This window comes from Desulfurobacterium crinifex (assembly GCF_054656775.1).
Genome location: NZ_BAAHXO010000002.1, coordinates 1 through 13041, shown reverse-complemented (window position 1 = coordinate 13041; position 13041 = coordinate 1). Strand labels below are relative to the sequence as shown.

17 protein-coding genes are annotated in these 13041 nt (G+C 40.8%); 9 read left to right on the top strand and 8 right to left on the bottom strand.

The window, feature by feature from the left end; all coding sequences use genetic code 11:
- Nucleotides 1-136: 136 nt before the first annotated feature.
- The 8 genes from ACYQ3A_RS00860 to ACYQ3A_RS00825 all read right to left on the bottom strand — a co-directional run bounded on the left by ACYQ3A_RS00860 (nt 137) and on the right by ACYQ3A_RS00825 (nt 6160).
- Nucleotides 137-928: a DNA adenine methylase gene (locus ACYQ3A_RS00860; RefSeq protein ID WP_459894652.1), complete on the bottom strand. Its 792-nt coding sequence runs from the start codon at nt 926-928 to the stop codon at nt 137-139.
- A gap of 101 nt (nt 929-1029) precedes the next feature.
- Complete coding sequence (locus ACYQ3A_RS00855) at nt 1030-1458, bottom strand: 3TM-type holin (RefSeq protein ID WP_459894649.1); 429 nt, start codon at nt 1456-1458, stop codon at nt 1030-1032.
- Nucleotides 1455-1931, bottom strand: coding sequence for a M15 family metallopeptidase (locus tag ACYQ3A_RS00850; protein WP_459894645.1), 477 nt, complete (start codon nt 1929-1931; stop codon nt 1455-1457). The genes ACYQ3A_RS00855 and ACYQ3A_RS00850 overlap by 4 nt, the downstream gene beginning before the upstream one ends.
- Nucleotides 1888-2442, bottom strand: coding sequence for a YiiX/YebB-like N1pC/P60 family cysteine hydrolase (locus ACYQ3A_RS00845; RefSeq protein WP_459894643.1), 555 nt, complete (start codon nt 2440-2442; stop codon nt 1888-1890). The genes ACYQ3A_RS00850 and ACYQ3A_RS00845 overlap by 44 nt, the downstream gene beginning before the upstream one ends.
- 2 nt (nt 2443-2444) lie before the next feature.
- Nucleotides 2445-3017, bottom strand: a complete 573-nt coding sequence (locus ACYQ3A_RS00840; RefSeq protein WP_459894640.1) for a hypothetical protein — start codon at nt 3015-3017, stop codon at nt 2445-2447.
- A 10-nt stretch (nt 3018-3027) separates the two neighbouring features.
- Nucleotides 3028-3840: a hypothetical protein gene (locus tag ACYQ3A_RS00835; RefSeq protein ID WP_459894637.1), complete on the bottom strand. Its 813-nt coding sequence runs from the start codon at nt 3838-3840 to the stop codon at nt 3028-3030.
- A 23-nt stretch (nt 3841-3863) separates the two neighbouring features.
- The gene (locus tag ACYQ3A_RS00830) at nt 3864-5306 is read right to left on the bottom strand and encodes a phage tail-collar fiber domain-containing protein (protein ID WP_459894634.1); all 1443 of its coding nucleotides are present in this window, start codon (nt 5304-5306) and stop codon (nt 3864-3866) included.
- Nucleotides 5306-6160, bottom strand: a complete 855-nt coding sequence (locus tag ACYQ3A_RS00825; RefSeq protein WP_459894632.1) for a phage tail protein I — start codon at nt 6158-6160, stop codon at nt 5306-5308. Before ACYQ3A_RS00825 ends, ACYQ3A_RS00830 begins: the two co-directional genes overlap by 1 nt.
- Nucleotides 6161-6242: 82 nt before the next feature.
- Here ACYQ3A_RS00825 and ACYQ3A_RS00820 point away from each other — a divergent pair, with 82 nt between their 5' ends.
- The 9 genes from ACYQ3A_RS00820 to ACYQ3A_RS00780 all read left to right on the top strand — a co-directional run bounded on the left by ACYQ3A_RS00820 (nt 6243) and on the right by ACYQ3A_RS00780 (nt 13038).
- Nucleotides 6243-6836 carry a phage virion morphogenesis protein gene (locus ACYQ3A_RS00820; RefSeq protein WP_459894629.1) on the top strand — a complete coding sequence of 198 codons (594 nt, stop codon included), beginning with the start codon at nt 6243-6245 and terminating at the stop codon, nt 6834-6836.
- Nucleotides 6833-7363, top strand: a complete 531-nt coding sequence (locus ACYQ3A_RS00815) for a hypothetical protein (RefSeq protein ID WP_459894626.1) — start codon at nt 6833-6835, stop codon at nt 7361-7363. Before ACYQ3A_RS00820 ends, ACYQ3A_RS00815 begins: the two co-directional genes overlap by 4 nt.
- Nucleotides 7356-7760 carry a phage tail protein gene (locus ACYQ3A_RS00810; protein ID WP_459894623.1) on the top strand — a complete coding sequence of 135 codons (405 nt, stop codon included), beginning with the start codon at nt 7356-7358 and terminating at the stop codon, nt 7758-7760. The genes ACYQ3A_RS00815 and ACYQ3A_RS00810 overlap by 8 nt, the downstream gene beginning before the upstream one ends.
- Complete coding sequence (locus tag ACYQ3A_RS00805) at nt 7741-7974, top strand: tail protein X (protein WP_163328741.1); 234 nt, start codon at nt 7741-7743, stop codon at nt 7972-7974. Before ACYQ3A_RS00810 ends, ACYQ3A_RS00805 begins: the two co-directional genes overlap by 20 nt.
- A complete protein-coding gene (locus ACYQ3A_RS00800) occupies nt 7962-8951 on the top strand; it encodes a phage late control D family protein (RefSeq protein ID WP_459894619.1) in 990 nt (329 codons plus the stop codon). Before ACYQ3A_RS00805 ends, ACYQ3A_RS00800 begins: the two co-directional genes overlap by 13 nt.
- Before the next feature lie 4 nt (nt 8952-8955).
- Nucleotides 8956-9273 (top strand): hypothetical protein, encoded by a 318-nt coding sequence (locus tag ACYQ3A_RS00795; RefSeq protein WP_163328745.1) that lies wholly within the window; start codon nt 8956-8958, stop codon nt 9271-9273.
- A 139-nt stretch (nt 9274-9412) separates the two neighbouring features.
- Nucleotides 9413-11746, top strand: a complete 2334-nt coding sequence (locus ACYQ3A_RS00790; protein ID WP_459894616.1) for a phage tail tape measure protein — start codon at nt 9413-9415, stop codon at nt 11744-11746.
- Entirely contained in the window at nt 11730-12488 is a 759-nt protein-coding gene (locus tag ACYQ3A_RS00785) for a hypothetical protein (RefSeq protein ID WP_459894613.1), read from the top strand. Before ACYQ3A_RS00790 ends, ACYQ3A_RS00785 begins: the two co-directional genes overlap by 17 nt.
- A 73-nt stretch (nt 12489-12561) precedes the next feature.
- A complete protein-coding gene (locus ACYQ3A_RS00780; RefSeq protein WP_163328750.1) occupies nt 12562-13038 on the top strand; it encodes a hypothetical protein in 477 nt (158 codons plus the stop codon).
- Nucleotides 13039-13041 lie beyond the last annotated feature (3 nt).

Below are 13041 nucleotides of genomic sequence, written 5' to 3'. Positions count from 1 at the left end.
TTCCCTTCAAAAACTTAGACACTAATTGTATTTTTCCCATGAGGTAATTCTATGAAAATTATTTTTAATGTTAAACGTTCGTAATAACGGCGGGATTTGATATAATTTATGTGTCCCCCTTCAGGGGGACGGCGGGTTAAAAGTTCTTTATGAGGAGCTCCGTTCCTCTGGGACGGCTCCTCATCCTTGAATAGCCAGTCACTCCGTAACTGGACTTGGAAACTTCCTTTGTGTACCAGTTGAAGCCTTTATATAGTTCTTCTATGAGGTCACAAGGATAGTAGGAGAGAACAAACTTCCCTTTGATGTTTTTCAGAATTTCAGCAAGGTCTCTGTGGTCTTTCTCTGTGAACCCCATTCGGTAGTAATGCTCCTTCTGGACGTATGGCGGGTCAAGGTAGAAGAGTGTATTGGGAGTGTCGTATTTTTCTATGACTTTTCGGAAGTCAAGGCATTCTATCTGGACAACAGACAATCTTTCTCTTATTTGGTTGAGTCTTCTCAGAAATGAAAGCCAGCGGGTGCTACTTGATTTTCTGGTGTTTGCAGAAATGTAGTAACCCCAGCTGTTTCTTGTTCCTGAAAAGGATTGAACTACGCTGATGGCAAAGACGATGGCTTTGTCTATGTTGTCACGGAAGTAGCCTGTTTTGAGTTGTTCTGTTGCCATTTGAAATTGGCGTCTTGAGTAAAGAGTTCTTTTGGCTCTTCTTTTGAATTCTTGAAAGTGGTCTCGCAGGACAATGAAAAGGTTAACGAGTAGTTCGTCGTTATCATTGTAGACTTCTACAAGGGAAGGTTCTTTTTTGAAGAGAATCCAGCCAGCTCCCCCAAAAGCTTCAACGTAAGTCATTTTCGTGTAATTCGATGGAAAGTGAGAGATTATCCACTTGGCAAGCCTGCTTTTACCACCGATGTATGGAAACACAATGGAACCTCCTTTTGAGTTTTGAATGAAAAGAAAAAAAAGAACTCATAAAAGAACGGCTTGAATGGGAGGGGAACGACAGAAAAGCAACGAAGACCTCCTTAAGGTTTAGACTCTTTCTTTTTGAAGAGGTCTAAAAGTCCTGTTCTCGTTATGAGTTTTTCTCCAAACCAGAAACCTAAGACAAGGAGAAGAATGTTGTGAAGCATGGATAGTTGGTCAGGAGTGAACTTTTCAGGATGGAGGAAGGCATAAACGTACGAACTTACAGTTAGGTAGGTAATCATCGGTCTTACGGAGGACCTTAGATACTGAACTGGGCGAGGGATGTCTATTAACCGTCCTTCATACTCCAGCATGAACTTCCTGAATTCGGAGTTTTCTTTTGATGCTTCTTCCAAAAGTGCCATGCGATAGAGTTGTTCAAACTTCTCTTTCTGCTGTTTAGTTTCCAACTTCTTGTCTGCATCTGGAAAGAGTTTGTCAGCTATGGTTGAACCAAGAGATAACAATGCATCAAAGAGCATCATTTACCTCTTCTAACGATTTTTTGGAATGTTTCTGTATCCTGGAAGTGAGGAAGTTCACGGAATTGCTTCCAGGAACCTGCCCACTCCAAGCCCACTTTTTGAGCTATTTCTCCGAGCTTCCTGTAAGCCTCAATGTTGCTCCAGTCTGGCTTTCCACCCTGGAGTGGAACACAGTCGAAAGCAAGTCCATATTGATGAAAGCTCTGCCAGGGTTTTGCATTTGTAACTTTTCTCCTGGCTTCTTCTTCTGTTAATTCCCAGAGTCCGAGCTTTTTCCTTCTTTCGTTCAATTCTTTTAAGGTGACTCCAAACTGTTCTAATCTGCCCTGCATGTAGAGGATTTCCTGTTCTTCTGGAGAGCGATAGGTGCAATAAATGAGAACCTCTATACCGTTTTCTTTTGCTTTTTCCAGAAACTTCTCAGTTTTCTCACGTGTTACAGGGTGCAGGTCTTCTAATTTCCTGCTTGCCACGGTGAGCCTCCGGTAACTTTGTCGTGTATTCAAACTCCAGGAGTGGACTTTTCAAAAAGAGTCTCGGACTGACTTCTGAAGGATGAGTGTTTTTCAGAAGCTCTACTCCAGCCTGCTTAAACGCTGTGAATACAAGCTCACTACAAAACCATCTGTTCTTACTCTCTAAATTCGGGTTGAAGAAAACAAAGCCCAGAATCCCCAGCCAGTCGTAAGGTTTTCCTATCTGTCTCTGGAGGAAGTGTCTGATTTCGTCTCGCTGCTCTTTTGTAACTTCTACGGAATAGACTGAAAATTCTGTCCCTGGTGTGTGGACTTCTGAAAACTTTCCATATCTTACTCCATTCCACCAGGCTTCTATGACAACTGGATCGTTCCTGTCTTTAAGGTCAACAATGAAGGCTATATGAGTAAAGGGGAAGCCCCACTGCCTTATCCTTATAGGCTGGCTTGTAAGGGACTTCCCTATGGAAGCAAGGATATACACTTTTAGGAGGTCTCTCGCTCCCATTGTTAAACCTCAAGTGGAATTTCTGAATAGGCATCCTCACAGAGTTTCTTCACATCAAGCTGGAGGAGTTCTTCAAGAGTCATTGAGTCTATTTGACTCTCAAGCTCTCCTTCCTTATCCCAGATTTCCTCTTTCCAGTTAAGGATTTTTGCAATCTCCACTGCACGGGCAAGAAGAGGAAGGATTTTCTGGACAGACTCGTCTGATAGTCCTTTTGCCTTTAAGTCTTCAATTGCCTGTTCTTGTGTGTAAGCTCCAGCTACAAATAGAGCAATTTTCTGTTTTACTTCGTCCGTTGTGATAGTAACTTTCTCTTTAGCAGCTATGTAGAGTATCCTTCCTTCTATTACCTGAGCTTCTGAGGTTATGTCTGCAAGGTCTTCGTCTAATTCAGAGAGTTTTTGGTGGATGTAGGAGTCAGTTCTACTTGAAATACCCTGTTTTACCACCTCTTTCGCATCACCTTCATCAATCTGCCCGAATCTGGGTAATGTTCCCCATTGCTCTATCCATTTTTGTAATGATTTCCTATCCCAGCAAATTTCCTGCAGATCATTCTTCGCAAGGGTTTCCATCCTTTCCTCCTTAAGTAGCTTTTTCAAGAATTGCTGAAAGCGCTGTGTTAGCTAAGCATGATGGATGAGTAAGGATAATCTCTACTGGTGTTAAGGGATCATCTGTTGCAAATGAAAAGCGGAGCAAATCTATACGATCCCAAGCTATTATTGAACCAACATCCTTACCTATTGATTGAAGTAAGTGCCAGCCTTTTGCGAGGTGTAGATTACTATTTCCAGTTTCAGAACCATCAACCAAAAGAGTAGTACCCAAGTATTCTGGAACTACCACGAAACCTAAATCCAAGAAAACATCTCTGCTAAACCAGATCCAAATTTGTCCTTGAGAGCTACAATTTTTAGAGCGGGTTCTCGGATTTTTATTTATTACATCCACCTGAATGTGAAAGTTCCTTTCGGTGTCCTGACTTTCTATGTGAACTTTAACTGCTTTATAAACAGCGGTTTTATAATCAGCCATTGGATGTAGATCAACAGTTAACAAATGATTTCCATTTGCATCGTAAAGGTCTGATTGAGTAGGCGTCCCGTCATCATTCGGGTTTGTATCATGCTTTAGAATACAGCCTGTTGCTATGGTTATTGTTCCGGAGCTTCCATAAGACGTGGCAACAATAGTGTTTTCATTCCAGCTGGCTCCTATTAATTGAGTTCCTACAAACTCTCCTCTCGCACCGGCTATAAACCCATCAATCTTACTTTTTCCATAGTTAACTAAATCTTTAACCTGCTGATCCCACTTATCTGACTGTGTTGCCATCCTCTCTACAAGTTTGGAAGTGTTTTCTTTAAGTTCCAGTATCGCTTTTGTTAGATCCATACTTACCTCCTCAAACAGGTTTGTTATTCAAAAAGCATTTTCTTTGTGGCGTAATGGATGTTTTGCGGTTCTGATGTCAGCTCAAGAGGATTGTCAAAAAGTAACGTTCCGTTCCATACGAAAATGTCTGTTATTACTGGCATGTTGTATGGTGCCAGTTTGATGTAAAAGTCGGCTTTATGGTCTCCTGTAACTACGTAACCAAAATCGCTAATGCCGTGATTCCCCCCACTGTATGCATCTCCAACGTCACTGATTACAAATCTTGTAAGCTGGAAGTGTCCAGCCCTTTCAGTAAAATGCACAAATTCCGTTGTTCTTCCAAGATTTCCATAATCTCCATTGTTCATTACTTTGAACTGTAGAGAAAAACCTGCAGAATCACTAATGCCGTCCAGAGATGCCACTTTTAACCATTTTTCTTCCCATCCTGTTGAAAACCTATAAACTTTTAGGTCAAGTTCAGACTTCTTTAAAAAGTTTTCATCAACGTAACTTTTTGTGGCGTAACTTGACAGAAGTAGTGTTACATAATTCCTTGAAGCAAATTCGTTAAGAACAGTCTTTTTGACAAAGTTGCTGTCAACGTATGTTATGTCCGCTTTTAAATCTTTCAGGCTGTTGATTTGAATCTTAAGGTTATCTATTTCTACCTGAAAAGCTGTGATAACATCAGAACTTACCTTGTCCTTGACCTGCTGGAGGAGTTTTTCTATTCGGTCTATTTCCTCTTCTACCTCTTGAAGTTTACTTGTATTAACGAGGTTTAGCTTTTCTGTAAGGGTGGTAATAGCCTGCCCTATTCTTGCAAGGACTGTCTGGTCTGTAAGTTGTTCAAGGAGAAGGTTGTTCTCTATGTCAGCTGTCTTTTCATCAATACTGCTGACATAAGGTAGTAGAGCTTCAAGTCTTTCTTTTGTGTCGTTTGCAATTTCAATGGCTTCGTCTGCCTTATCTTTAATGGCTATGATTGCTATTTCATGGTTTGTAAGAATTCGGGATATTTGAGCAAACTCTTCCGTGTAAAGAAGCTTAAGGTCAGGATTGCTTTCAACTATCTCTATCTTGTCCAGAGGAACGTCTGTTACTCTTACAGATATTCCAGTCAAAAGCTTTAGATTTTTGTTTTTCCATGCAATAGGAACTTCTGGATGGGACCAGACAAAAGCGAGAGTGCCGTCTTCAAGATACCAGCCTATCTCCCTTATCCAGAACTCGGGTGCATCTTCTGGAAGAAGAGCCGATAGATCCATATAGCCATCGGAAGGGAAAACCTTTCCAGAAGCAATTGGAACTCTGATTATTTCGTTTTTTAGACTTGTTTGGCTTTTCTTTGGAGTATATCCTATATCTCCAAAACCTATATGTGTGAGCTTTAACCTTACTTCTGGAAGTCCGCTAACCTGAAAGAACTTTTGAAGACCTGCTACTGTGGTTATCGGTATTAGTTTAATTTCTTCTGCCATTAGTTGATTCCTCCAGTGAGGTTAATCCTGATAAAGGCAACTGAGTTGAAACTGCCTATAACTGCACAAGTAGAGGAGAAATCCCATTCCGTTTCTGTTGATTCAAAGGAAGCTTTCAAGAAACCATCTGCGGTAACGTTTCCAGCAAAGATTGAGATTCCGTCTCCAGCGGTGATTACTTTTTCGCTGTTTTCCTCAAAAGTGGCAGTGGTGAAAGTAACTGGCTTTATGCCAGTTCCGAGGATTTTGTATTCTCCATCCTGGGACATAAGGATTTTCTTTTCACTGTCTTCTTCAAATGTGGCTTTTGTAAATGTGGAGAGGTCACCAGAGCTAACTATCTTCTGTTCGTTTTCAAAAAAGACATTAAACTTTAGCTCTTCCAACCAGCTTCTTTCGTTTTTGTAGGCATTTATGAGCCTCAAAAGTTTTTCTTCAATTTCGGGAGTAAGTGTAATTCCGTTCTTAATCAACTCTTCAAAGAACAGGTCTATTTTAAAGTGATAAGGCTTACCGTTGTATGTAAACCATTCGTGTATTTCCCCTCCGAGTTTCAAAATCTCCAGAACTTTTTTGATAGCCCACGGTGTTCCAAGTTTCATTTTGAGAATGATTGCATTTTTTACGAGTTCTTCCTTCTGACTTCTATCCTGTGTAAGTTTCCAGGCAGTTTTAGAAACGTCAAACTGCCAGGCAAGGTCTTCGAGTTCAGAGTCCGAGAGTGTGGAAAGGTTATAAACAAAGAGAAACGGCAATAGCTCCTGGATCTCTTGCCTGTCCTTTTCAATTAGCTCTGCAAGAGCTATTGCTCTTTTGTCGCCTTTTAAAACGTCCGGTAGCAGTTTCTTACTCATAGTGGTTTTATAGTAGAGCAAAGAGAAAGGGCAGGTGGTAACCTTACCACTTTGGAAAGGAAAGAACTGTAGATTAAGCCTTATGATGGAACCGCTACTTGAATTTGTTGAAGCTGTAAAGAAGTTTGGAGAACAAGCTAAGGAACTTCCCGAAGAAATTAAACCGTTCCTTATTCGGGAAATTCAGAAGAATATTGATAATGTTAAAGAACCACGTAATGCTCCTATAACCCTTAAAGTTAAAGGGAGAAAACCTCCATTAAGAGATAAAGGGCATTTAAGGAATTCTATTGCTGGAAAAGTAGAAGGTTTGAAAGTAATAGCAGGAACGAATCTGCGGTATGCTCCAATTCAGCATTTTGGAGGAACGATTACTCCGAAAAAGAGCAAAACCCTTGTTATCCCAGCAGACAAGAAAGTTAGAAGAGAAGTAGAAACTCTGGGAGTAAGAGGTTACCTTGAAAAGCTCAAGGGAGAAGGCTGGGAGATTGTTTTCAGAAAAAGAGTAATACTTGGCATTCCTCCAGCTAAGCGAAAGAAGTCCAAACCAAAACTTTTGTTTGTAAGGAAAGAAGAGGTAACCATCCCGGCAAGACCGTTTATGTATCTCACGGAAGAGCAGCTCAGAGGACTACAGGAACTTGCTGAGAGAATCTTGTTTGAGGAGCTGTCGTGAAGCATTTAATAGAGCTTGAAAAAAAGTTTCAGAAGTTTTTAAGAATATCGGTGGTTATAGACCCTTCACCTGCTATGAGTGCTGTAGAGGTGAGACTCCAGCCAAAAGAGTTTTCCCTTGGCAGACAACTTGATAGGAAAGAAGAAAAAGGAAAAGTTACAGTTTTCTATATTGCGGAGCTTCCCGTTGACATAGTTTTAAACGTTAAAGGAACTGGCAATAGAGATAACGTTTTGCTCTTTAAGGCAATTAAATATTCTTCTCTAATTCAACATTTCTTTAAGTCTCCCGTTAACTTAAAGCTTCCTCCAGTTTCGGAGAAAGAGGGCGATTTTGAAGTCTTTGGAGAATGTGCAATCGTGCCAATAGACGTAAACGGACACCTTGAACCAGTTCTTTTCTCCGAGGACCCTCTTGACCTCAAAACTGCTCCAGGTTTTCAAGATAGATTCCAGATAAAGCTCGTTTTTCAAATAAAGCAAACAGTAGAAGTACCAACGGTCAAAGAGGTCGTAAGAGATGGCTAATCCTGTGAAATTTGGAGCTTTCGGAGATATTCCTTTTGAAATACAGGGGATTAATCCAAGGAACTTTCGGGAGAGATTTTCAAGAGGGAAACCAAGACACAGAATAGTTAATGGCTACCCGTTCATTGAAGATACAGGAGAAAATGAAAGGGTTATTGAACTTACCATTGCCATTGCTTATCCGTTTTCACAGGATCCAGAAGCCACTTACAAAAAGCTAAAGAGACTAATGGACAATGTTCAACCTCAGCTACTTGTAATAGGTCAGGAGATACTTGGAGAGTTCACGATTGAAGAGATGGAAAAAGTTCCAGAATTTGCTCCTGACGGCTCTATTAAGAAGCTAACGGTTAACTTAAAACTCATAGAGGTTAGAAATGACAACTTCTTACGCTGAATACATAACCAAAGAAGGAGACCGCTGGGACTTGATAAGCTATGAGTTCTACGGTGTTCCAGATAAGTATTACCTTATTCAGGAAGCCAATGAGAAGGAAATACCCCCAAGTCTCCTTTACTCCCCAACCTTACCGGCGGGTTTAAAGCTGAAAATTCCCGTTCTTGAAGAACAACCTACTAAGGAGTTACCACCACCGCCATGGAAAACCTGATAAGACAGCCCAAGATAAAGGTTTTCATAAATGGTAAGAATGTTACACGGGAACTCTCGGACTTCATTCTTGAGGTGATCTATACGGATTCCATTGAGGAGAAGGCAAAAGACGAACTCCAGCTCACTCTCTCCAATCCTGACAGGCGCTTCTTAAAAGAGTGGGCAATAGAGGAAAACAGCCAAATAAAAGCCTCTATCATTGCCAACGGTCAAGAATTTCACCTTGGAATCTTCTACGTTGGAGACTCTTTCACTTTACGGGAGAAAGGCTCTGTCCTAACGATTTCGGCGACTTCCCAGAACTACGAAGACCTTAAAGCCTTCAAGGTTGTTAGAAACGAAAGCTACGAGAACATTACACTTAAAGACCTTGTTTCCCAGATAATTGTAAGGTGCAGTAAAAAGTCCTTTGTTGACGCTCCAGAAGTCCCGCTAACCCGGATTGACATAGTTAACGAGACTTACGAACAGTTCTTAAAACGCATTGCAAGAGAATACAACTGCAAATTCTTCATTAGAGCTGGAACTGTGGTCTTTGCCAGGAATCTACCCACAAGAGAGTGGGATATTACTCCTTACTTGGTGAATGACGATATTCGCTTTAAACCAAAGAAAGAAGCTGTAAAAGTTGTTGAGATGGAATACTACAAGCCCGGTTCAAAAGAAACCCTCGTTTACCGGGAAGAAAACCCGGAAGTAAAAGAAGGGAAAACAATTAAACTCTACGGTATAGCCCACAACTTAAAAGAAGCTCAGGAAAAGGTTAAGGCAGTGATTAAAAAGAGTAAGTCTGAGCTTAAGGCAGAAGCCACCTTTACAATTTACGGTCAGCCTGTTAATGCTGGAGACTACATAGTTCTGCCAGAGGAACTTTACGGTTTTATCGCTGGAAAGTATCAGGCAATTAAAGTTGTTCACTCAATCTCGAAAGAAAATGGCTGGAGGACGAAAATCACTGTCAGGAAAGGAGGATAGCAAAGTGGAAGAGGTTAGGCTAAAGCACCCGTTTGAAGCAGAAGGTAAAAGGATTGAAACGGTCAAAATCACTCGTAAGAAAATAACAGTCCTTGACAGGATTAAAGCGGCACAGGAAGCTCAGGCTACGTTTGGAACAAAAGACGGAGACGCTTTTATTATCTGCATTCTCAACCGTCTCTGTAACTTCGGGGTAAAAATACCATCCCTCGAACTTGCCGAAAAGCTATCGGCAGAGGATTTTGATGAAATTGTAATGAAACTGCTGGGTATCTCCGAAGATTTTTTATCGCAACTTCAAAAGGAAGCGGGGAGTTCGTAGAACAGGCAATTCCATTCCTGGTTGAGTTTGGTTACTGCTACAGCGAAGTTAAAGAGATGCCCCTTTCAGAACTTAACTACGTTCTGGAAATTACCTTGCAGTTCCTTGAAAAAAGAGAAGAAGCTCTTAAAAGAGGTTGATGGTGGAAAGAAGAGAGTTTGCACTTCAGTTGATTGTTGGCGTTAAAGACCTTTTCAGTCAGAAAGTTAACAGGATAGAAGCGTTATCTGAAAAACTCCAGAAGAGACTCCAGACCCTTGACGGCAGGCTTAAAAACGTTGAAGTCTTCGGTAAGCTCTCCAAGGAAATTTCAGAGCTTTCACAAGCCGAACAAAAGCAGATAGAAAAGATTAAAGCCCTCGAATCTACCTATGAAAAGTTTAATCAGGAACTCAAGACGGTAGAAGCTCAATACGAAAGTAAGGGTAGGAGTTCCAAAGAGTTAGATGAAAAGCTTAGAACTTTAAGAGCCGAAATTGAAAAGGTTTCTTCTTCCCTAACAGAAGAAAAACGAAAGCTTGAGGCTATAAAAAGCGAAAAAGAAAAAGCTATAAACGAGTCAAAAAAACTATCTGAAGCCCTCAAAAGAGAAGGCATAGAAATTAGAAATCTCTACGAGCTTTACGATAGGCTACCCGAAAAGACTAAGAAACAGGTTAATTCTTACGGTGAGCTAATCCATACCCTCTTTAAGCTTTCAAAAGCTGAGTTTGAACACAAAAAAGCTGTAGCACTCCTTGAGAGGGAACAAAAGAACCTTCAGGACGAGCTTAAGAAAGTTGAAAGGGAGTTAAAGAAAAGTGGTAAGGGGAACGTTTACCTTTCTGCCAAAGCAAAGGAGCTAAGGGAAAAGCTTGAAAAGGTGTCTTCTTCTCTGAGGGAAGAGAAGGAAAAACTTGACAGAGTGAGCAGAGAGAAAGAAGAAGCTACTAAAAGGACAGAAACTCTGAGAAAAGCTCTCCAGAGTCAAGGGTTTACCCTGAAAGACGTCACGAAAGATCTTGAAAAATACCAGGAAGAGCTTGAAGAGACTGCAAAAAAGCAGGAAGAACTTGAAAAGAAGCTTTCTTCTTCGAGTCTTATGACAGTCGGGGCGAGACTCAAAAGAATGGCTGCTCTCGGAGGAATAGGAGCTTCTGCTTCTTTTGCCATTAAAGACATTGTCAACAAAATGGTTGATTTTGACAGACAGGCTCACTTGATAGTTGCAAGGACAGAACTAACCACTAAAGACCTTGATAGAGTAAAAAAAGACCTCATTGACATCTACCGAATCATTGAAAAAGCTCCAGAAGAAATAGCAGAAGTCTATACCCAGATTCGCCAGTTAACAGGACTTCAAGGGGAAGAACTTAAAAAGGCTGTAATCCAGGCTCTTAAAGTCCAGAAAGTAATTCCAGAGTGGGACACAAAAGAGATAACAAGAGCTATAGCACAGATGAGAAAAGCCTTTGGCATTACAGCAGAAGAGGCGACAGACCTTATGACGACTGTCTTCACAAAAGCTGGAGACAAAGCTAACGATCTACTTGATACTCTATGGGAATACGCTCCGCTAATGAAAGAAGCAGGACTATCGGCTAAGGAGTTTGTTGCCTACCTGATAGCTGGAGCTAACGAGGGAGCATTCAACTTTGATAAGCTGGCTGATACGGTAAAAGAATCTTTCAAAGCAAGGCTTACAGACATTTCGATCTGGCAGGCTCTTGTTGGAGAAGGAGAAAAAGCTGGAATAGTTGACCAGCTTCTCCCTGTTGATAAGTTTGGACACGAAGCAGGGAAGATAAAGCAGTATTTGGCGGAGATAAGAGAAGGCTTTGAAACCGGGAACGACAGGAAGAAAAAAGAGGGCTACTCAAAACTCCTCCAGCATTTAGCAGTTCTCTATAAGAGAGACGTTCAAGCTGCCAGAAACATAATGGAGCAGATATTCGGGATTCAAGGAACAGAAGATATCACTCACAAGGTTCTTGCAAAGATGGGAGAGGCAATAGCCGACCCGGATAGAATTTTAGGAAAGTGGAAGGGTGCTACAGACCAGATGTTTCAAGAGTCCAAAACCCTCTTTGACAAACTTGAAGATGCCTGGAGGAAAGTGGAAACAGTTTTCCTGAAAAGTTTCGATGACCTTGCAAAAGATTTGAAGCCTGTTGGAGATATGATTCTTGAAATCTCTAACGCCATAGGAAATTTTGCAGAAAAACATCCTCTCATAACAAAAATCACTCTTGCCATTTTAGGTATTGTAGCTGTTCTTGGAATGGTGGGAGCTGTTCTCCAGTTTGTAGCAATAGCATCCTCTTTTGCCATAGGTGGACTTTCTATGCTCATTTCTCCATTTACTCTGATAATCGCAGTTGCAGGAGCTACAATAGCCGCTGTTCTTTACTTCAAAAATAGGTGGCACGATATTTGGAGTTCCGTCAAGTCTAAGTTTTCTTCCATTGTAGATTTTATTGAGGTCTGGCTTTAAATCTCTTGCGGGACTTCTGAGAAAAGGATTAAAACTTTTTGTGGATTACCATCCTGTTGTTTTGCTTTTAAAAGCTGTGAAATCTGCAGTAGAGTTTATAACCGGGATTGACCTTACAAAAGCTGGCATAAAGATAATAGAAACATTCACTTCTGGAATACTTTCTGTGATCAAAAAGCCTCTTGAAGCGGTTAACTGGCTAAAAGACAAGATTTCCGGTGTATTTGGATTCTTCTTCGGAGACGAAGAAAGAGAAGAGGAAAAGAAAAAGAAGCTAAGAGAAAAAGGAGTAGTTCCACCTGAAAGAGTCAGGGAAGCATTCGAGAAAGCCACTCACAAGGAGGTTGTTTACGAAAAACTGCATATCAGAGAACTTCACCAGAAAAAAGAGACGAGAGAAACCCTTAGAGAACGAGAGGAAATACGCCAGAAGGAAATTCATCAAAACCAGCAGGAGAAAAGAACTATTCACGAAAAAGTTCTTGAAAAGCAGTTCTCCCAGAAAGAAAAGATGGAAAAGCTTACGGAAAAGATTGAAAAAGTAAAAGAGCAAGGCAACAAAACTGTTAGCTTTTCTCCAAAGGTAAATGTTAACTTGAATGTTTCCCTTCAAGGAGTTTCAGAACAGAACTTCAAAGAAAAGCTCCTTGAAGCCATAGACAAGGCAACTCCAGAACTTAAGTGGGCATTTGAAAAGCTCATGAAAGACCTCTGGGAAGACAACACGGGCTACGCTCATTAACGCTGGTAACCTTACCACCTTTACTCTTAAACCCTGCTATCTTCAAGTGTAAATTCCCACAAGGAGAGAAAACTTGGATAGCATGTTTTTCTCACTCCTTAAAGATGCAGCAGGTTCACCTGTTCTTTACTCGGTTATTTTCATGATTTACGTTCTCTATGAAAAGTGGAAGGGGCAGAGTAAAATCCTTAAGGAGCTTGAAGCTGTCCTTGATAGAAAATTCAAAGCATGGGAAGAAAGACAGTCCCAACTGGAAGAAGAACTTGAAAAGAAATTTAACTCATTGAACGAAAAACACTACCAGCTTGATAAAGTTCTTCATGAACGATACCACGAACTTGATAGAAAGATACTCCAGCAGGATAAGAAGCTCATAGAGCATGAAAGAAATTTAGTTCAAAAGGTTGACCTCATAGCTTTCATGAATGACACAAGCCGTCGCTTTGAAGAAATGAACAACAACTTCCTCAAGGCACAAAGGGAAATCCAGAGAGAATTCAAAGAACTTCTAAAGGAAATTTTGAAGGTTCAAGGGGGAAAAGATGTTTGAAAG

Excerpts from the sequence above, each read along its gene's own strand:
- ACYQ3A_RS00855 (WP_459894649.1), bottom strand. The coding sequence starts at position 1,458 with ATGATGCTCTTTGATGCATTGTTATCTCTTGGTTCAACCATAGCTGAC.
- ACYQ3A_RS00845 (WP_459894643.1), bottom strand. The coding sequence starts at position 2,442 with ATGGGAGCGAGAGACCTCCTAAAAGTGTATATCCTTGCTTCCATAGGG.
- ACYQ3A_RS00840 (WP_459894640.1), bottom strand. The coding sequence starts at position 3,017 with ATGGAAACCCTTGCGAAGAATGATCTGCAGGAAATTTGCTGGGATAGG.
- ACYQ3A_RS00835 (WP_459894637.1), bottom strand. The coding sequence starts at position 3,840 with ATGGATCTAACAAAAGCGATACTGGAACTTAAAGAAAACACTTCCAAA.
- ACYQ3A_RS00830 (WP_459894634.1), bottom strand. The coding sequence starts at position 5,306 with ATGGCAGAAGAAATTAAACTAATACCGATAACCACAGTAGCAGGTCTT.
- ACYQ3A_RS00825 (WP_459894632.1), bottom strand. The coding sequence starts at position 6,160 with ATGAGTAAGAAACTGCTACCGGACGTTTTAAAAGGCGACAAAAGAGCA.
- ACYQ3A_RS00820 (WP_459894629.1), top strand. The coding sequence starts at position 6,243 with ATGATGGAACCGCTACTTGAATTTGTTGAAGCTGTAAAGAAGTTTGGA.
- ACYQ3A_RS00810 (WP_459894623.1), top strand. The coding sequence starts at position 7,356 with ATGGCTAATCCTGTGAAATTTGGAGCTTTCGGAGATATTCCTTTTGAA.
- ACYQ3A_RS00805 (WP_163328741.1), top strand. The coding sequence starts at position 7,741 with ATGACAACTTCTTACGCTGAATACATAACCAAAGAAGGAGACCGCTGG.
- ACYQ3A_RS00800 (WP_459894619.1), top strand. The coding sequence starts at position 7,962 with ATGGAAAACCTGATAAGACAGCCCAAGATAAAGGTTTTCATAAATGGT.
- ACYQ3A_RS00790 (WP_459894616.1), top strand. The coding sequence starts at position 9,413 with ATGGTGGAAAGAAGAGAGTTTGCACTTCAGTTGATTGTTGGCGTTAAA.